The sequence below is a fragment of the Serratia aquatilis genome, assembly GCF_044865145.1.
In the GTDB taxonomy this organism is placed as follows: Bacteria; Pseudomonadota; Gammaproteobacteria; order Enterobacterales; family Enterobacteriaceae; genus Chania; species Chania aquatilis.
The window spans coordinates 3616592-3633870 of record NZ_CP173186.1 but is presented as its reverse complement, the minus strand read 5'-3'; the positions used below and the strand labels follow the sequence as shown (position 1 = coordinate 3633870).

General features: G+C 51.9%; 16 protein-coding genes, 2 pseudogenes and 1 riboswitch. Of the genes and pseudogenes, 10 read left to right on the top strand and 8 right to left on the bottom strand.

All coding sequences use genetic code 11. The features are described from left to right. The first annotated feature begins 286 nt into the window (after nucleotides 1–286). Together uvrB and SAQUA_RS16445 are read left to right on the top strand one after the other, a co-directional pair. Nucleotides 287–2299 carry an excinuclease ABC subunit UvrB gene (gene uvrB, locus SAQUA_RS16450; protein ID WP_380680802.1) on the top strand — a complete coding sequence of 671 codons (2013 nt, stop codon included), beginning with the start codon at nucleotides 287–289 and terminating at the stop codon, nucleotides 2297–2299. A gap of 84 nt (nucleotides 2300–2383) precedes the next feature. Continuing rightward, nucleotides 2384–2629 (top strand): VF530 family DNA-binding protein, encoded by a 246-nt coding sequence (locus tag SAQUA_RS16445; RefSeq protein ID WP_380680799.1) that lies wholly within the window; start codon nucleotides 2384–2386, stop codon nucleotides 2627–2629. On the opposite strand, the gene yvcK (SAQUA_RS16440) is transcribed toward SAQUA_RS16445, so the two are convergent. Further along, a complete protein-coding gene (gene yvcK, locus SAQUA_RS16440) occupies nucleotides 2626–3543 on the bottom strand; it encodes a uridine diphosphate-N-acetylglucosamine-binding protein YvcK (protein WP_380680796.1) in 918 nt (305 codons plus the stop codon). The two genes, SAQUA_RS16445 and yvcK (SAQUA_RS16440), sit on opposite strands and share 4 nt — an antisense overlap. Before the next feature lie 335 nt (nucleotides 3544–3878). On the opposite strand from yvcK (SAQUA_RS16440), the pseudogene moaA (SAQUA_RS16435) reads away from it, so the two are divergent. Next, a pseudogene (moaA, locus tag SAQUA_RS16435) lies at nucleotides 3879–3998 on the top strand (GTP 3',8-cyclase MoaA); the annotation flags it as partial. Between the two features lie 81 nt (nucleotides 3999–4079). Here moaA (SAQUA_RS16435) and SAQUA_RS16430 read toward each other — a convergent pair. After that, complete coding sequence (locus tag SAQUA_RS16430; protein ID WP_380680793.1) at nucleotides 4080–5234, bottom strand: fimbrial protein; 1155 nt, start codon at nucleotides 5232–5234, stop codon at nucleotides 4080–4082. A 649-nt stretch (nucleotides 5235–5883) separates the two neighbouring features. Here SAQUA_RS16430 and SAQUA_RS16425 point away from each other — a divergent pair. Then, nucleotides 5884–6174 (top strand): annotated as a pseudogene (locus tag SAQUA_RS16425) (UvrB/UvrC motif-containing protein); the annotation flags it as partial. On the opposite strand, the gene yvcK (SAQUA_RS16420) reads toward SAQUA_RS16425, so the two are convergent. Beyond that, complete coding sequence (yvcK, locus tag SAQUA_RS16420; protein WP_380680790.1) at nucleotides 6160–7077, bottom strand: uridine diphosphate-N-acetylglucosamine-binding protein YvcK; 918 nt, start codon at nucleotides 7075–7077, stop codon at nucleotides 6160–6162. The pseudogene SAQUA_RS16425 and the gene yvcK (SAQUA_RS16420) overlap by 15 nt on opposite strands. Nucleotides 7078–7336: 259 nt before the next feature. Continuing rightward, nucleotides 7337–7479, top strand: a riboswitch (molybdenum cofactor riboswitch). Between yvcK (SAQUA_RS16420) and moaA (SAQUA_RS16415) the strand changes: the two genes are divergently transcribed. From moaA (SAQUA_RS16415) to SAQUA_RS16390, 6 genes are all read left to right on the top strand, one after another. Beyond that, nucleotides 7469–8452 (top strand): GTP 3',8-cyclase MoaA, encoded by a 984-nt coding sequence (gene moaA / locus SAQUA_RS16415; RefSeq protein WP_380680787.1) that lies wholly within the window; start codon nucleotides 7469–7471, stop codon nucleotides 8450–8452. Its footprint overlaps the riboswitch before it by 11 nt. Nucleotides 8453–8488: 36 nt before the next feature. Further along, on the top strand, nucleotides 8489–9001 hold the full coding sequence (gene moaB / locus SAQUA_RS16410) for a molybdenum cofactor biosynthesis protein B (protein ID WP_380680784.1): 513 nt from the start codon (nucleotides 8489–8491) through the stop codon (nucleotides 8999–9001). A 3-nt stretch (nucleotides 9002–9004) separates the two neighbouring features. Next, nucleotides 9005–9484 carry a cyclic pyranopterin monophosphate synthase MoaC gene (moaC, locus tag SAQUA_RS16405; protein WP_380680781.1) on the top strand — a complete coding sequence of 160 codons (480 nt, stop codon included), beginning with the start codon at nucleotides 9005–9007 and terminating at the stop codon, nucleotides 9482–9484. Continuing rightward, nucleotides 9481–9726, top strand: coding sequence for a molybdopterin synthase sulfur carrier subunit (moaD, locus tag SAQUA_RS16400; RefSeq protein WP_380680778.1), 246 nt, complete (start codon nucleotides 9481–9483; stop codon nucleotides 9724–9726). The genes moaC and moaD overlap by 4 nt, the downstream gene beginning before the upstream one ends. A 2-nt stretch (nucleotides 9727–9728) precedes the next feature. Further along, nucleotides 9729–10181, top strand: a complete 453-nt coding sequence (gene moaE, locus SAQUA_RS16395; protein WP_380680775.1) for a molybdopterin synthase catalytic subunit MoaE — start codon at nucleotides 9729–9731, stop codon at nucleotides 10179–10181. A 128-nt stretch (nucleotides 10182–10309) separates the two neighbouring features. Then, nucleotides 10310–11017 carry a Bax inhibitor-1 family protein gene (locus SAQUA_RS16390; protein WP_380680772.1) on the top strand — a complete coding sequence of 236 codons (708 nt, stop codon included), beginning with the start codon at nucleotides 10310–10312 and terminating at the stop codon, nucleotides 11015–11017. A 58-nt stretch (nucleotides 11018–11075) separates the two neighbouring features. On the opposite strand, the gene SAQUA_RS16385 is transcribed toward SAQUA_RS16390, so the two are convergent. The 5 genes from SAQUA_RS16385 to cecR all read right to left on the bottom strand — a co-directional run bounded on the left by SAQUA_RS16385 (nucleotide 11076) and on the right by cecR (nucleotide 16964). Continuing rightward, the gene (locus SAQUA_RS16385) at nucleotides 11076–12182 is read right to left on the bottom strand and encodes an ABC transporter permease (RefSeq protein ID WP_380681236.1); all 1107 of its coding nucleotides are present in this window, start codon (nucleotides 12180–12182) and stop codon (nucleotides 11076–11078) included. A gap of 9 nt (nucleotides 12183–12191) precedes the next feature. Beyond that, nucleotides 12192–13328, bottom strand: coding sequence for an ABC transporter permease (locus tag SAQUA_RS16380; RefSeq protein WP_380680769.1), 1137 nt, complete (start codon nucleotides 13326–13328; stop codon nucleotides 12192–12194). After that, nucleotides 13325–15061: an ATP-binding cassette domain-containing protein gene (locus SAQUA_RS16375; RefSeq protein WP_380680765.1), complete on the bottom strand. Its 1737-nt coding sequence runs from the start codon at nucleotides 15059–15061 to the stop codon at nucleotides 13325–13327. Before SAQUA_RS16375 ends, SAQUA_RS16380 begins: the two co-directional genes overlap by 4 nt. 9 nt (nucleotides 15062–15070) lie before the next feature. Continuing rightward, complete coding sequence (hlyD, locus tag SAQUA_RS16370; protein WP_380680762.1) at nucleotides 15071–16057, bottom strand: secretion protein HlyD; 987 nt, start codon at nucleotides 16055–16057, stop codon at nucleotides 15071–15073. A gap of 208 nt (nucleotides 16058–16265) precedes the next feature. After that, complete coding sequence (cecR, locus tag SAQUA_RS16365) at nucleotides 16266–16964, bottom strand: transcriptional regulator CecR (RefSeq protein ID WP_380680759.1); 699 nt, start codon at nucleotides 16962–16964, stop codon at nucleotides 16266–16268. Nucleotides 16965–17279: the final 315 nt, after the last annotated feature.

Genomic DNA, 17279 nt, shown 5'->3' with positions numbered 1-17279 from the left:
CGTGCTATCAATATGTTAATGAATAACGCTATCTGGGGATAACACGGCTATTGACAATAAAAATGTCATACCAGGTTCATTTAACCGGTACATTGGCGCTCTATTAACGCATAAATTCGCTTGATGCTGTTTTTATATCCAGTATTATAGGCATTGGCGGAAATCGCCAAGGTTTTCCATAATTAATCGCTGCCTCTGGCAGATGCCATCCTGGCTACGGCTGAGCGGATATTCACACCGCTTGCTGCGCCCCACCGCCTGGCTGCAATCTGAACGATGAAGGTATATGAGCAAACTTTTCAAACTGCATTCTGAATTCAAACCGGCTGGCGATCAGCCAGAAGCCATCCGCAAGCTGGAAGAAGGGCTGCAAGACGGCCTGGCGCATCAGACGTTGCTGGGGGTCACCGGTTCGGGTAAAACTTTCACTATCGCCAATGTGATTGCCGATCTTAACCGGCCAACCATGGTGCTGGCACCGAACAAGACGCTGGCGGCGCAACTCTATGGTGAGATGAAAGAGTTCTTTCCTGAGAATGCGGTGGAGTATTTTGTCTCTTATTACGACTACTACCAGCCAGAAGCCTATGTGCCGAGTTCCGATACGTTTATTGAGAAAGATGCCTCGGTAAACGAGCACATCGAGCAGATGCGCCTTTCGGCCACCAAGGCGTTGCTCGAGCGGCGCGATGTGGTGGTCGTAGCGTCGGTCTCGGCGATCTACGGCCTGGGCGATCCCGATCTCTACCTGAAAATGATGCTGCACCTGACCAAGGGCATGATCATCGATCAGCGTTCGATCCTGCGGCGCCTGGCAGAGCTGCAATACACGCGTAACGATCAGGCTTTCCAGCGTGCGACCTTCCGCGTACGTGGCGAGGTGATCGACATTTTCCCTGCGGAGTCAGACGAACTGGCGCTGCGCGTTGAGCTGTTTGACGAAGAGGTGGAGAGGCTGTCGCTGTTTGATCCGCTAACCGGCCAGGTAGAGCAGGTGGTGCCGCGTTTCACCATCTATCCCAAGTCCCACTACGTTACACCGCGTGAACGTATTGTGCAGGCGATGGAAGAGATCAAGGTAGAATTGGAACAGCGGCGTAAGGTGCTGCTGGCTAATAACAAGCTGTTGGAAGAACAGCGGCTTTCGCAGCGTACCCAGTTCGATCTGGAGATGATGAACGAACTGGGCTACTGCTCGGGTATTGAAAACTATTCACGCTACCTCTCCGGGCGCGGCGAGGGGGAACCGCCCCCAACGTTATTCGATTACCTGCCGGCGGATGGCCTGCTGGTGGTGGACGAATCCCACGTTACCATTCCGCAGATTGGCGGGATGTTTAAAGGTGACCGCTCGCGTAAAGAAACACTGGTTGAGTATGGTTTCCGCCTGCCTTCGGCGTTGGATAACCGGCCAATGCGCTTTGAAGAGTTTGAAGCCTCGGCGCCACAGACTATCTACGTTTCTGCCACTCCGGGAAAATATGAGCTGGAGAAATCTGGCGGTGACGTTATCGATCAGGTGGTGCGCCCAACCGGCTTGCTGGATCCTGTAGTAGAAGTCCGCCCTGTCTCGACGCAGGTGGATGATTTACTCTCAGAAATCCGCAAGCGTGTGGCGATCAAAGAGCGTGTGCTAGTCACCACCCTGACCAAACGCATGGCCGAAGATCTCACCGAATATCTGGAAGAGCATGGAGAACGGGTGCGTTACCTGCACTCGGATATCGACACGGTGGAACGTGTCGAAATCATCCGCGATTTGCGTCTTGGCGAGTTCGATGTTCTGGTGGGAATCAACCTGCTGCGGGAAGGTTTGGATATGCCAGAGGTGTCGCTGGTGGCGATCCTGGACGCAGATAAAGAAGGGTTTCTGCGTTCCGAGCGCTCACTGATCCAGACCATTGGCCGTGCGGCGCGTAATCTCAATGGTAAGGCTATTCTTTACGGTGACCGGATCACCGATTCCATGGCCAAAGCCATTGGTGAAACAGAACGCCGCCGCGCCAAGCAGCATGCGCACAACCAAGCCAATGGCATTGTGCCGCAGGGCCTGAACAAGAAGATTTCTGATATTCTGCAGCTTGGGCAACCGAGCTCGCGCGGTAAGAACAAAGGAAAAGGCAAAGCGGCAGAAAGCGCGGCGCAGTATCGGCACCTCACGCCAAAAGCCCTGGAGCAGAAAATTCAGGAACTGGAAACGAAAATGTACTCCCACGCGCAGAACCTGGAGTTTGAGCAAGCCGCCGCTGTACGTGATGAGATCCACCAGTTGCGCGAGCAGTTTATCGCTCTGTCCTGACACAGCCTAGCTGTAATTTTTGTTGCTGAGCACGCGCTAGCTGTTTAAGGTATGCGCCCCAAGAATTTATGCGAGTAGCCGAAAATGAATGCACCTCCTTCCAAAGACCCGCTGCACGGCGTCACGTTAGAGCGTTTACTGAACGTCTTGGTAGAGCATTACGGCTGGGAAGGATTGGCTGAACGTGTTCGTATCAACTGCTTCAGCAGCGATCCGAGCATCAAGTCCAGCCTCAAGTTTTTACGCCGTACCCCATGGGCACGCAAGCAGGTAGAAGATCTTTACATCAATATCGTAAGCGATAACCCGTGGCATCGCGGCAAAGACTAGCTACGGGCTGACAGCGCAACCAGTGCTTGATCCAGTGCCTGACGCAATAGCTGACGATCATGGCGATAAGGAATGTCGCTGGCTTCCAGCGCTTGCTTGACTACAATCCGATCGTGCATATCTTGCGTATCCACCGCTGGGCCAACAATCACCGCGTCAATCATTTTGCGCCCAATCTTCTCTTCCATCAGTGCCAGTTTGTCTTTTAACGTCAGCGCTGCTGCAGCTATGCTAAGTTCACGGCCAAGATTCCCAATGTAGATCATATTGGCACTGCTGCGCCGCAGCGCCTGTGTCAGATCGTCGAGCAGTAATAGCGGCATCAGGCTGGTAAGGAAACTGCCGGGCCCAATCAGGATCAGATCGGCCTGTGCGATAGCCTCTATGGCTTCGCGTGTGGCATTTACCGGCGGGGAAAGCATCAACTCTTGCGGCATGAACTTTAACTGGTCGATATTCACTTCGCCATAAACCTGGTGGCCCTCATGATCGTGTGCCATCAGATCGACAGGCTGTTCCGACATGGGGATCAGTGCCGCGTCGATCTTCAACAGGCTGCGAACCAGATTGATCGCCTCCAGGGGGCGCACGCTCAAATGATCCAACGATTTCAACATCAGATTACCCAGGTTATGCCCTGCCAACTCACCGTTACCACTAAAACGGTACTCAAACATCGCTGAGGCTACGCTGGGCTCGGTGATGAGCTGGTTTAGGCAGTTACGGGTATCACCCCAGGCAATACCGCCTTCCGAACGGCGGATGCGGCCAGTGGAGCCGCCGTTATCGGTGGTGGTGACAATGCCGGTCAAGCGGGAGCCGAGTGATGATAAAGATGACATTACTCGGCCAAGTCCATGGCCACCGCCAAGAGCCACAACCCTATCGAGGTCGGCGAGGGTACGGTTACGCATAAAATTCCTTAACTTGGGGTAAACACAGCCCGTATAAAGTAGCGGATCTGGTACCGAAACGCGATAAAGAGTGTTGTTTGCGTGATTCTTGTCAACTGGTTGGAATAACAGCCGTTTATCATAGTTATCTCATCCTGGCAGCGTTAAAATCGCTATGTAATTAATTATATAGCGTAAAATGCACGTTGGCTATCGCGCCGGTTTAGCGCTAGAATTCCCAGGAAAACCACGGTTTCGTTCCGGCTACCCAAGGTAGCGGGGGAAATCAAAACTCCTAGCCTTTGTACCTACGTTGTCCAATAGAACAATAAGGTATCTGGGCCGTGGCGATGTCAGCCGCGCTGGGTACTGAGAAAGTGCGTCTAACCGGTGGGGAACTCTCTTTACGCCGTGATTTCGTCGATATTGCTACTGTGCGAAAAAATCCGGCGTTTCGCACTCTGGCTGTGACTACTCCTCCCGGCAAATATGAGCTGGAGAAATCTGGGGAGTAGAAGATGCCGTCAGATTGCATTACTGCTAATACGCAGGCATCATTAGGGTGTTTGGATAATCAAAACACCGTTGGCAGAAAAGTTACCCGCCAAGCTTGCAGTAGCGCCCGGTTTTTTTACCAGGGCGAAAGATATCGTGTCGCTTCCTCGCCCATTTATCACACGTCCATTAAAACTGCTATTTGGGGGAATAACCTTTATTGCGCCGCTGTCATAGCCAGACTTCATGACTATGCCGAGGTCGGGAGTCGAGGTTGCGATAAAATTGTTGGAGAAGCTGCTATTGCCAGCAATTAGGCTTATTTTTACCGGTAGGTCCTTGTTACCACTATTGCATTCATAATTTAACCTGCGTGTTTCGATGTGGCTGGTGCCATCAGTCGTTATATTTTCACTTTTAATATCGCCAAAATCTACATTGAGTTGTTCCTGATCATTAACTGTAATATTGCATTCAAGCGGTACTGGGTTTTGCATTTTTCTGAGAAAAATACGGTAAATAGGGGTGGGATTCTCTGAAACTCGTGAGGCAGCTGTTTTCCCCATTGAACTATGGACAGTGGCAAGCAACACATCTTCTTGTAATATGGACTCGCCAGCTTGTGGTTGTCCGATGAACCTTAAATCTACGAACCCTTGCGTCGCAGCGTTAAAGTTGGGGATGACACTTATGCCTAAAATGAGTTCAGGACTCCTCCTGTTGGCAGACCGCATATTGAAAGGTACAACCATCCTAACGAGCGTCGAGCCAGAATCCATGATGCCTACTTGTGCATAAATATGGTTATTTACTCTGAGAAAAAGACTATACGCCCTATCGGTAACTTGAGGCAAGTCTGTGTGAGCAGCTAGGTAAACAAAGGGGTTGGTTATACCCGTCGTATTATAATAGGCAAGCGGAAAACCACCTACTCCGACTCTATAATTAATGACGAAACCGTTAGGATATCGGTAGTCGCCAGGGGGAATATCTAAATAAACATCATTTTGCCCGTTAAGATCCCAAAAGGTGTTTTCAATGTTATTGGCGTGTGCAGGTTGTCCTACGGTGAAGAGAATAAAAGAGAGTAAGGTAATAGCGCCTATTTTTCTCATGCTGGTGCATGTTTTCTGCACATGCTGGAAGCTCTCTATCCAGTGTTCAATTATGTTTCCCCATTTTGGGGAGTGAAAAAACCTAAAAATATTGTTACTCATGAGCATGTCCATATCTCGTTGAATTTTTTGAATATGACTCTGCCAAGTCCAGAGGGGGGGCTGTTTCATATCGGTTAAATAAAAATATTCATGTCTATACCCAGGGAAAACGCATGAATGTTTCTTGAACAATTAATGTATTAAAAATAAACACACTTAGGTCGTTAAATGTATAGTGGTGGTTCTAAACGGGCTATACGTGACTGTATACCGACCAGATTGATCAAAATTACCGCACTCATGAGGTTGCACTGTGTCTATACCCCTGCATCTTGAAGGGGGACGGTATGTTTATTTAAATTACTTTTTCAAGTTAATCAATGCTCCACTTTATGGATGTACATAACATTATTTAAATTTGGAACTCAAACAGCACGATAATAAAATACTCCTGATAGATTTGTGGTTCAAGCAATCAAACCTCTTGAACTCATTTATCGATTTTTTTCAGAATGAGGTATTAAGTATTTCATAGGCCGTATGAATTTTCGAGCAAAGCATCCCATCTTTCGGTCTATATTTACGTCAGGTATTTAATGTGTTGATGACAGAAAATAATCCCCCAACTTTGGATGTGGGAATAGGACGGATAAATTTGACATAATGTGTCACAGCCGGTGGCGAACCCTCTTTGCGACGTGATTTCGTCAATATTATTGTGCTGCAGGGTCTGGACAAGAAGATTTCTGATATTCTGCAGTTTGAGCAACCGAGTATGCGCGGCAAGAATAAAGGGAAAGGCAAAGCGGCAGAAAGTGCGGCGCAGTATCAGCACATTACGCTAAAAGCCCTGGAACAGAAAATTCAGGAACTGGAAACGAAAATGTACTCCCACGAACAGAACCTGGAGTTTGAGCAAGCTGCCGCTGTACGTGACGAGATCCACCCGTTGCGCGAGCAATTTATTGCTCTGTCGCGGCAAAGACTAGCTACGGGCTGACAGCGCAACCAGTGCTTGATCCAGAGCCTGACGCAATAGCTGACGATCATGGCGATAAGGAATGTCGCTGGCTTCCAGCGCTTGCTTGACTACAATCCGATCGTGTATATCTTGCGTATCCACCGCTGGGCCAACAATCACCGCGTCAATTATTTTGCGCCCAATCTTCTCTTCCATCAGTGCCAGTTTGTCTTTTAACGTCAGCGCTGCTGCAGCTATGCTAAGTTCACGGCCAAGATTCCCAATGTAGATCATATTGGCACTGCTGCGCCGCAGCGCCTGCGTCAGATCGTCGAGCAGTAATAGCGGCATCAGGCTGGTCAGGAAGCTGCCGGGCCCAATCAGGATCAGATCGGCCTGTGCGATAGCCTCTATGGCTTCGCGTGTGGCACTTACCGGTGGGGAAAGCATCAGCTCTTGCGGCATATGCCTTAGTTGGTCGATATTCACTTCGCCGTAAACCTGGTGGCCCTCATGATCGTGCGCCATCAGATCGACAGGCTGCTCCGACATGGGGATCAAGGCTGCGTCGATCTTCAGCAGGCTGCGTACCAAATTGATCGCCTCCAGTGGGCGCACACTCAAGTGATCCAACGATTTCAGCATCAGATTCCCCAGATTATGCCCAGCCAATTCACCGTTACCACTAAAGCGGTACTCAAACATGGCCGAGGCTACACTGGGCTCGGTGATCAGTTGATTGAGACAGTTACGGGTGTCACCCCAGGCAATACCGCCTTCGGAACGGCGGATGCGGCCAGTGGAACCGCCGTTATCGGTGGTAGTGACAATGCCGGTCAAGCGGGAACCTAATGATGATAAAGATGACATCACTCGGCCAAGTCCATGGCCACCGCCAAGAGCCACAACCCGATCAAGGTCGGCGAGGGTACGGTTACGCATAAAATTCCTTAACTTGGGGTAAACACAGCCCGTATAAAGTAGCGGATCTGGTACCGAAACGCGAAAAAGAGTGTCGTTTGAGTGATTCTTGTCAATTCGTTGGCATAACAGCCGTTTATTATGGTTATCTCATTCTGGCAGCGTTAAAATCGTTATGTAATTAGTTATATAGCGTAAAATGTACGTTGGCTATCACGCCGATTTAGCGCTAGAATTCCCAGGAAAACCACGGTTTCGTTCCTGCTACTCAAGGTAGCGGGGGAAATCAAAACTCCTAGCCTTTGTACCTACGTTGTTCCACATAACAATAGGGTATCTGGGCCGTGGCGATGTCAGCCACCAGGGTGCAGAGTGGAAACGCTCGCATCTCCCGTATTTGGAAGGTGTTAAGGTGCCGCAACTCATTGATGCTTTTGAGCGCAAATTTTATTATTTGCGCCTGTCGATAACCGACGTGTGTAACTTTCGTTGCACCTACTGCCTGCCGGATGGCTATAAACCCAGCGGCAGCCCCAAGACCTTCCTTTCTTTGGATGAAATTCGCCGTGTCAGCCGCGCGTTTGCCGTGCTGGGTACTGAAAAAGTGCGTCTAACCGGTGGCGAACCCTCTTTACGCCGCGACTTCGTCGATATTATTGCCGCCGTGCGAGAAAATCCTGCGATCCGCACTCTAGCTGTGACCACCAATGGTTATCGTCTGGCGCGCGATGTGGCCAGTTGGCGTGATGCTGGCCTCACTGCCATTAACGTCAGTGTCGATAGCCTCGATCCGCACCAATTTCAGGCAATCACCGGCCAGGATAAATTCCGTCAGGTGATGAGTGGCATCGATGCGGCTTTTGCTGCGGGCTACAGCAAGGTGAAAGTCAATGCCGTGCTGATGCGCGACGTAAACCACCGGCAACTTACCAGTTTTCTCGGCTGGATAAAGGATCGGCCAATCCAACTGCGTTTTATCGAACTGATGGAAACCGGAGATAGCAGCGCTTTGTTCCGCAAACACCATGTTTCTGGTGAGGTGATCCGCCAACAGTTGGAACAGCAAGGTTGGCAGCGGCAGGCTCGTGGCCGCAGCGATGGCCCGGCGCAGGTATTTAGCCACCCGGATTACCAGGGCGAGGTCGGTTTGATCATGCCGTATGAAAAAGATTTCTGTGCCAGTTGCAATCGCCTGCGTGTTTCCGCGATTGGCAACCTGCATCTGTGCCTGTTTGGCGAACAGGGGATTACTCTGCGTGATTTACTGGCGGATGACGGCCAGTTAGAACAGCTGAAACTGCGCATCCAGGGTGGGCTGCAGAGCAAAAAGCAAACCCATTTCCTGCATCAGGGAAATAGTGGTCTTACGCAGAACCTATCGTTTATCGGCGGCTAATACCCGGGGTATCAATAACAGTGAGCATCTTCAACTATGAGCCATACCAGCAGTGAATTCATTCCGGCAAAAATTGCCATTCTGACCGTCTCAGATCGCCGCAGCGTAGAGGAAGATACCTCTGGGCAGTATTTGCAGGAAGCGGCGCAGGAAGCAGGCCATCAGGTGGCCGCACGCGCCTTGGTCAAAGACAATATTTATCAGATCCGCGCCCAGGTTTCTGCCTGGATTGCCAGCGATGACGTGCAGGTGGTGTTGATCAACGGTGGTACCGGTTTTACCGCTGGGGATAACACGCCGGAAGCGCTTTTACCGCTGTTCGATCGTGAAGTGGAGGGATTTGGCGAGTTGTTACGTATGGTGTCGTATGAAGAGATCGGTACAGCAACGCTACAGTCTCGCGCCTTGGCCGGTATCGCCAACCAGACGGTGATCTTTGCTATGCCGGGTTCTACCCGCGCCTGCCGCACCGCCTGGGAACGTATCATTGAAGAGCAGTTGGACGCGCGTCACCGCCCGTGCAACTTCTTACCGCATCTGAAGAAGTAACTCATGACACAGCTAACCCATATTAACGCCGCGGGCGAAGCCCATATGGTCGATGTTTCTGCCAAGGCGGAAACGGTACGTGAAGCCCGCGCAGAGGCTTTCGTTGAAATGCACGCCAGCACATTAGCGATGATTACAGCCGGGCAGCACCACAAAGGTGACGTCTTTGCCACGGCACGTATTGCCGGTATTCAGGCGGCTAAACGCACCTGGGAACTGATCCCTCTTTGTCATCCGCTGATGTTGAGCAAGGTTGAAGTGCATCTTGAGGCGCAACCCGAACATAGCCGCGTGCGTATCGAAACCTGCTGCCGTTTGACCGGTAAAACCGGGGTGGAAATGGAGGCATTAACCGCCGCATCGGTGGCTGCATTGACCATCTACGACATGTGCAAAGCGGTGCAGAAGGATATGGTTATTGGCCCGGTGCGGCTGCTGGCGAAAAGCGGCGGTAAATCCGGTGATTTCAAGGTGGAAATATGATTAATGTGCTGTTTTTTGCGCAGGTTCGCGAACTGGTTGGCATTGACACGTTGAGCGTGCCTGCGGAATACCCGACGGTAGAAGAGTTGCGTAAGTCGCTGTGCGAGCGGGGTGACCGCTGGGCTCTGGCATTGGAGTCGGGCAAACTGCTGATGGCGGTGAATCAGTCATTGGTGGCCGCTGAGCATCCGTTGCAGGCGGGGGATGAAGTCGCGTTCTTCCCACCGGTTACCGGGGGGTGAAGGTGAATAATACCCGTATTCGTGTCGGCAGTGCTCCCTTCAGCGTTGGTGAGGAGTATCAGTGGCTGGCCCAGTGTGATGACGATGGCGCAGTAGTCACTTTTACCGGCAAGGTTCGCAACCACAATCTGGGGGATGGTGTCAGTGCACTGTCGCTGGAACACTATCCCGGTATGACTGAGAAAGCACTTGATGAGATTGTGGCGGAAGCTCGAACGCGTTGGCCCTTGCAACGAGCAACGGTGATCCATCGTATTGGCGATCTGTTTCCCGGCGATGAGATCGTGTTCGTCGGGGTTACTAGTGCCCACCGCAGCCAGGCATTTGAGGCGGCGCAGTTCATTATGGATTACCTGAAAACGCGGGCACCGTTCTGGAAGCGTGAGGCAACCGAGCAGGGTGCTCGCTGGGTAGAAGCGCGTGATAGCGATAAACAGGCGGCTAAGCGCTGGTAAAGAGCAGAAATAAATCAATGCGTCCCGCCGTTTCGCGTCACGTATTCTGTGTTACGCTTATAAAGCACATCACCTAAATGACAGGGGATGTTCCCCGAAACTTGGCTCACATGTAAAAGGTAACCGTCATGGACCGATATCCACGTAATGGTTCGATTGTTGAACGTGCCAACAGCGGCATTCAAGCTTATATGGCGCAGGTTTATGGCTGGATGACTTGTGGCTTGCTGTTGACATCATTTGTCGCCTGGTATGCAGCTAACACGCCCGCGATACTGAACTTTATTTTTTCTAGCCAGATCACCTTCTTCGGCCTGATTATCCTGCAGTTGGGGCTGGTATTTGTTATTTCCGGTATGGTGAACCGCCTGAGCGGCACCGTGGCTACCGGGCTGTTTATGCTCTATTCGGCGCTGACCGGGCTAACGCTGTCCAGTATTTTCATTGCCTACACCTACAGCTCAATCGCCAGCACCTTTGTTGTTACCGCCGGTATGTTTGGTGCTATGAGTATTTATGGCTACACCACCAAGCGCGATCTCAGCGGTTTAGGCAGCATGCTGTTTATGGGGCTGATTGGTATTGTGCTAGCGTCGCTGGTGAATATGTGGCTGAAAAGCCCGGCGTTAATGTGGGCAATTACCTACATCGGCGTGTTGGTGTTCGTGGGCCTGACCGCCTATGACACCCAAAAACTGAAAGCGATGGGCGAGCAACTGAACCCAGATGACCGCGACAGCTTCCGTAAATACGCCATCGTTGGCGCATTGACGCTGTATCTCGATTTCATCAACCTGTTCCTGATGTTATTACGCATCTTCGGCAACCGCCGCTAAGTCTTTGCTGGGTTCAAAAAGATTTGAGAAGGCTCTGCTTGCAGAGCCTTCTGCTTTTTCAGGCAATTTTCCGCCGGAACATGGCATAGGCTGCACTGCCTGTGGTTGCGGTAATCGCCAGCAGTGGCCACAGGCTGTGCCAGATAATGCTGAAGCTGGCATCTTTGAGATAGATTTGCTTGGTAATGTCAGTGAAGTGGCGGATAGGGTTAACCCAAGTGATATGCTGCAACCAGAGCGGCATATTCTCCACTGGCGATACATAGCCGGAAAGCAGTATGGCAGGCATCATAAACACAAATACCCCGATAAACGCCTGCTGCTGCGTGGCGCAAAGTGACGAAATCAACAGCCCAAACCCCACCAGAGAAAGGCCGTAAATCAGCATCGTGGCATAAAACAGTAACAGAGAACCGGCAAACGGGATCTGGTAGGCAAAGATACCGATCAACAACACGATTGATGCCTGGAAGATGGCCACAATAAGCGCCGGCACCGCTTTGCCAATAAATATCTGCCAAGTGGTCAGTGGCGATACCAACAACTGTTCCAGCGTGCCTTGCTCACGTTCGCGAGCCACCGAAAGCGAGGTCACAATCAACACGCCGATGGTAGTGATCATGGCGATCAACGAAGGCACCACGAACCACTTGTAATCCAGGTTCGGGTTATACCAGTTGCGTATCACCAGTTCGCTGTTATTGGGTTTGGCACGCCCAGCGATCAGGCCGTTCTGATAATCCTGCACAATTTGTTGCACATAGTTGGCCGCTATCTGTGCGCTGTTGGAGTTACGGCCATCCAGAATCACCTGCAGTTGCGCTGTATTACCGCTAGCGATATCGCGCGAAAAGTTCGCTGGAAAGCGAATTAGCAGCAGTGCCTTTTGATTATCGATAGTAGTCTTGATTTCCTGCTGATTGCGTAGTAATAGCACGTGAGAAAACGCTTTGGCCTTGGCAAAACGCTGTGTCAGCTCGATGGAGTGGGGGCCACTGTCTTCGCTATAAACCGCGATGGTGGCGTTGGTCACTTCGAGTGTTGCGGCAAAAGGAAACAGCAGCACCTGCAGCAATACCGGCATCACCAGAATTGCACGGGTCTGCGGATCGCGCAGTAGCGACTGCATTTCTTTAACGATTAATGTCCAAAGGCGATAAAACATCATTTCCCCTTAGTCCAGCCGCCGTGGCGTTTTCCAGGCCGTCAGGCCGATAAACACCACCGCCGAGGCGATCAAAAACAACAGGTTAATTATCAACACCGTGCCGATATTACCCGCCAGAAACAGCGTCTGCAGCGTACTGACAAAATAACGGGCCGGTATGATATAAGTCACCGCCCGCACGATGGCAGGCATACTGTCGATTTGGAAGATAAAACCGGAGAGCATGATTGAAGGTAAAAAGGCCGCGTTCAGGGCCACCATCGCCGCGTTGAACTGATTACGGGTAATCGTGGAGATCAACAACCCCATGCCGAGGGTACTGGCCAGAAACAGGCTGCTGATTACAAACAGGATCAGTAATGAACCGCGGAACGGGACGCCGAGCACAAACACTGAAACCACCATGCAGAGCACCATGGCAATCATACCCAGGAAGTAATAAGGCACCAGTTTGGACAGCAACAATTCGCTGCGGGTGACCTGGGTGGAGAGCAGGGCTTCCATGGTACCGCGTTCCCACTCGCGGGCAATCACCAGTGAAGTCAAAATTGCGCCAATCACCGTCATAATGATGGTGATCGCACCGGGAATAATAAAGTGCTGGCTGATCGCCGCGGGGTTAAACCAGTAACGCAGTTGCATTTCAATCAGTGGTTTGTCGTCATGGCCCCGATCGGTAGCGCGTTGCTGCTGCCAGATTTGCCAGACGCCCTGAACGTAGCCCTGAACAAAATTGGCGGTATTGGGTTCGCTGCCGTCGGTAATCACCTGTAGTGGTGCCTGATCATAGGGCCGTGCCATATGCTCGGCAAAATCGTTGGGGATCACTACCAGACCACGGATGCTGCCAGCCTGCATCATCTGAATTAATTGCTGCCGGTTATCGCTGACGGTGGGTTGAATATAAGGCGAGCCGATAAAGGTATTGGCCAGATCGCGGGCTTCTTCACTTTGCTGTTCCATCAGGATCCCAAGACGCAGCTTGCTGGAATCCAGGTTAATGCCGTAGCCAAAAATGAACAGCAGCATCAGTGGGATAACGAAAGCTATCAGCCCGCTGCTGGGGTCGCGCAGGATCTGCCGCGTCTCTTTCAGGCACAGTGCCCGCAGGCGCCGCCAGGAAAAACCGTTGTCGCTGCTCATGCTGTCTCCTCGCGGTCGTAACCTTGCACCAGCTCGATAAACGCCTGTTCCATTGAAGGGGAGGGATCCTCCTCGCTGGCCACCTGGTTTTTAAGATCGTCCGGGGTACCGGCAGCGATGATTTTGCCGCGATACACCAGCCCGATGCGATCGCAGTACTCAGCCTCATCCATAAAGTGGGTGGTGACCATTACCGTTACCCCTTTATCCACCATCCCATTGATATGCAGCCAGAACTCACGCCGGGTCAGAGGATCGACGCCGGAAGTTGGTTCATCAAGGAACAGAATGTCCGGTTCGTGCATCAGCGCGCAGGCCAACGCCAGCCTTTGTTTAAAGCCTAGCGGCAGTGAGTCTGGCGTTTGGTTGAGGATTGGAGCGAAATTGAAAGCGGTAGACATCTCATTAATTTTGTCGCGCTGCCTCTTGCCACTCAGACCGTAAACACCAGAAAAGAACTTCAGGTTCTGTGCCACCGTTAGGTTGCCGTAGAGAGAAAATTTCTGAGCCATGTAGCCCAGATGCTGGCGTGCTTTGCCGGAGCTGGTTTTCAGATCCATGCCCAGTACCAGCGCTTTACCGCCGCTGGGAACCAGCAAGCCGCACATCATCTTGAAGGTGGTGGACTTACCTGCTCCGTTAGGGCCAAGTAAGCCAAAGATTTCACCGCGCCGTACTTTAAAATCCACATGATCGGTGGCGGCGAAATTACCGAATTTTTTCGTCAGGCCCTGCGCTTCGATCACTATTTCTGTGCTGTCACCCGCCACGGTAGGCATGATTTCGGCTAAGGCGGATTTGCTGTTCGGGCCACCGCCCAGCAGATCGATAAATGCGTCTTCAAAACGGGGCTCGGCTTCTGTCAGCTCGGCATCTGGAAGTTCCAGTTGCTGTAATACCTGCTGGTGGTCTTCACCTTCCTTGAGGATCAGCCGCAAATATTTCCCCTGGATCACGCCGTCGCTCACCGAAGGAAGGCAGATCGCCCGTTGCAGCAGGGCGCGGTGGCTACCGGCAGGTGCCGTAATCAAAACCGTCCGCCCGGTCATGCGTTGAGTGAGATCCTGCGGAGAGCCACTGAACAGCAATTCGCCCTCGTTCAGTAGCAGCACTTCGCGACACTGTTCAGCTTCATCCAGATAGGAGGTACTCCACAGGATCAGCATGCCGTCGTTGGCCAGTTCGTGCACCATCCGCCATAGTTCTCGGCGCGAAATAGGGTCAACCCCGACGCCGGGTTCATCGAGCAGTAGCACCTGAGGTTGACCAACCAAGGTACAGGCCAGCCCCAGCTTTTGCTTCATGCCGCCGGAAAGCTTGCCTGCCAGCCGCTCGGTAAAACGGGTCAGATCGGTAAATGTTAGCAACTGGTCAAATGTCTGTTTGCGTAACTCACCGGTAACGCCGCGCAGATCGGCATACAACGTTAGGTTTTCCATCACGGTCAGATCTTCATACAGCCCAAATTTTTGCGGCATATAACCGAGAATGGCATGCAACTGACGGTCCTGAGCAATCGGATCCAATCCGGCGACGCACAGCTTGCCGCTGCTGGGTTTCAGCAGCCCCGCCAACATGCGTAGCAAGGTGGTTTTACCTGCGCCATCCGGGCCAACCAGCCCGGTGACAGCGCCACTACGCAACGTTGCCGTCAGGCTGGCGACCGCTGGCTTTTCGAGTGATGGAAAGCATTTTTCCAACGCCTCCAGTTCAATCGTATGTGCGAGTGTCATCACTGTTCCCTACGGTTGTGTGAAGTGGACAGTGACCGGCATTCCTTGGCGCAAGGCATCGTCGGCGTCGGTGACGATGATCCGCAGGCGATAGACCAGATCGGTACGCAGGTCTGGGGTTTCTACGGTTTTAGGGGTGAATTCTGCCGTTGGGGAAACAAAACCAATCTTACCGTGATACGGTTTGCCGGGACGGCTGTCGGTAAATATCTGCACCTCGGTGCCCGGTTGGGCATTACCCAGGCTGACTTCGTTGATGTAAGCACGTACCCAGACCGGCCGGGTCAGGGAGAGGGTAAATACCGTGCCGCCTGCGCTGAGCATGGTGCCCGGTTCCACGGCCCGCGTCATTACCCGGCCAACAGCAGGGGAGAGCAGAGCCGTATCCTGCAGATCCAATTTAGCCTGCGCCAGTGCCGCCTCGGTTTGTGCCAGATTGGCTTTGGCCTCTTCGATTTCTTGCGGGCGGTTACCGCTGAGATATTGTGACAATTTGTCTTTTGCTGCCTGCAGGTTGGCCTGCGCCTGATTACGTAAAGTACGCGCATCTTCCAATGCGTCGGCAGAGGTGGCTTTTTTTGCCCAAAGCCCCTGTTGGCGCTGGAAGAAACTATCTGCATAATTGAAGGCCGAAACACGCTGCGCAACTTCCGAACGCACCTGAGCAATCTCTTCATCCCGATAGCCTGCCTGCAGCAATGCCAGTTTGGCTTTGGCACTGCTCACGTTGGCCTGAGCCTGTTGCAATGCGTTCAGGTAAGGCGCGTCGTCCAGCTTGCCGAGCACTTGCCCTGGTTCTACACTGTCTCCTTCGTCTACGGCCAATGTGGCCAGACGCCCAGCGACGCGAAAGCTCAGGTTGACCGTGCGGATATCCACGTTCCCGTACAAGGTTAGGGGTTTATCCTGCTGTTGTTGGTGATACCAGAAACCATAGGCGGCTGCGGCAATCAACACGATAAGCGCACCCACGACGGCAATTTTCTTCTTATTCATAATACTCCCTGCCAGATTGATACCGATTTAAGCTTATCAGAGGGGATCTATACCCAAAAAAATTCGAGTTGCTTGTAGGCGGCAAGCTTACGAGGCCCCAGGAGCATAGATAACTATGTGACTGGGGTGAGTAAGCGCAGCCAACACCCAAGCAACTTGAAGTATGAAGGGTATATACCCAATGTATATACGGTTGCGGCGCATCAAGTTATGCACCGTGACGCTGGCGTAGCCCGTTAACCAGAAGCTCGATGTGTTCAGCTAGCACCTCACTAATCTGCCTGGCTTCATCCATTCCTATCTGTTGCCATTGAGCCTGGCGCAATAGCGTTTCCCGCCCGACACGAAAAGACAGTACCTCGCCAATCAGAGCATGGGTGTGCAGCACAATCTTGGTCGAATGCTCATCGATGCCGGTATAGCCTGCCAGCAGGCGGCACAAGGTGCGGTGCAACGGAGCGATCACCTGCTGGTGGATCAGTGGGTAAGCCTCTGTCGGGGAAAGCTGTTCCCGAGACATGATTTTGCTCAAGTTGAGCGTTTCTGGCTGAGTCATCAAGCTGCTTAAGGCCAGTAACCCGCTCTTGAAGTAACCCAGATAGTGTTCTGGCAAGCGCTGCGCTGCTGGCCGTAACCAGAAGTGCTCAATTTCATCGCTCAATGAATGAAAATTTTGCTGAATAAAATCGGCAATCCACTGCGCAACTGCCAGATACAATCCCTCTTTTGAGTTGAAATAATAGGTAATAGCCGCGATGTTCTGCCCGGCACGCTGGGCGATTTCACGGGTTGTCGCGCCGTAAACCCCATATTCACCAAAAACCTCAATGGCGGCAGCGATCAATTGTTGGCGGGCGTATTCACCTCGTGCCCGGCTGGTTGTCAGTTGGTTTTGTCTTGAGGGCATAAGGTGGTCGTAAAGTTAATCAATCATATGATTAACTTTAGGCGTGAACGCGCGCAATGTAAACAATGAGGCGGTTTCTTTTAACTTTTTGCCCTATTTACTTAAAATAATGTGCTATCACACGCAAAATTTTCTTTTCTATTTCGATTTCTGTTATAGTCTTGCCCCTGGTGCACTGCAGTTTGTGCCAAATCCCTCGAGGCCATACCGAGGAAATGCCGCTAACAAAAGTGCGAGCATCTCCTTATGTCCCGTCTGATCGTCCTCCCTGGAAACTGCACCGAACAACATTGTTTAGGTTAGGGTGGATCTGGA

What these genes read in the sequence shown, in the direction of transcription:
- uvrB (WP_380680802.1), top strand. Translation starts at nt 287, where the DNA reads ATGAGCAAACTTTTCAAACTGCATTCTGAATTCAAACCGGCTGGCGAT.
- SAQUA_RS16445 (WP_380680799.1), top strand. Translation starts at nt 2,384, where the DNA reads ATGAATGCACCTCCTTCCAAAGACCCGCTGCACGGCGTCACGTTAGAG.
- yvcK (WP_380680796.1), bottom strand. Translation starts at nt 3,543, where the DNA reads ATGCGTAACCGTACCCTCGCCGACCTCGATAGGGTTGTGGCTCTTGGC.
- SAQUA_RS16430 (WP_380680793.1), bottom strand. Translation starts at nt 5,234, where the DNA reads ATGAGTAACAATATTTTTAGGTTTTTTCACTCCCCAAAATGGGGAAAC.
- yvcK (WP_380680790.1), bottom strand. Translation starts at nt 7,077, where the DNA reads ATGCGTAACCGTACCCTCGCCGACCTTGATCGGGTTGTGGCTCTTGGC.
- moaB (WP_380680784.1), top strand. Translation starts at nt 8,489, where the DNA reads ATGAGCCATACCAGCAGTGAATTCATTCCGGCAAAAATTGCCATTCTG.
- moaC (WP_380680781.1), top strand. Translation starts at nt 9,005, where the DNA reads ATGACACAGCTAACCCATATTAACGCCGCGGGCGAAGCCCATATGGTC.
- moaD (WP_380680778.1), top strand. Translation starts at nt 9,481, where the DNA reads ATGATTAATGTGCTGTTTTTTGCGCAGGTTCGCGAACTGGTTGGCATT.
- SAQUA_RS16390 (WP_380680772.1), top strand. Translation starts at nt 10,310, where the DNA reads ATGGACCGATATCCACGTAATGGTTCGATTGTTGAACGTGCCAACAGC.
- SAQUA_RS16385 (WP_380681236.1), bottom strand. Translation starts at nt 12,182, where the DNA reads ATGTTTTATCGCCTTTGGACATTAATCGTTAAAGAAATGCAGTCGCTA.
- SAQUA_RS16380 (WP_380680769.1), bottom strand. Translation starts at nt 13,328, where the DNA reads ATGAGCAGCGACAACGGTTTTTCCTGGCGGCGCCTGCGGGCACTGTGC.
- SAQUA_RS16375 (WP_380680765.1), bottom strand. Translation starts at nt 15,061, where the DNA reads ATGACACTCGCACATACGATTGAACTGGAGGCGTTGGAAAAATGCTTT.
- hlyD (WP_380680762.1), bottom strand. Translation starts at nt 16,057, where the DNA reads ATGAATAAGAAGAAAATTGCCGTCGTGGGTGCGCTTATCGTGTTGATT.
- cecR (WP_380680759.1), bottom strand. Translation starts at nt 16,964, where the DNA reads ATGCCCTCAAGACAAAACCAACTGACAACCAGCCGGGCACGAGGTGAA.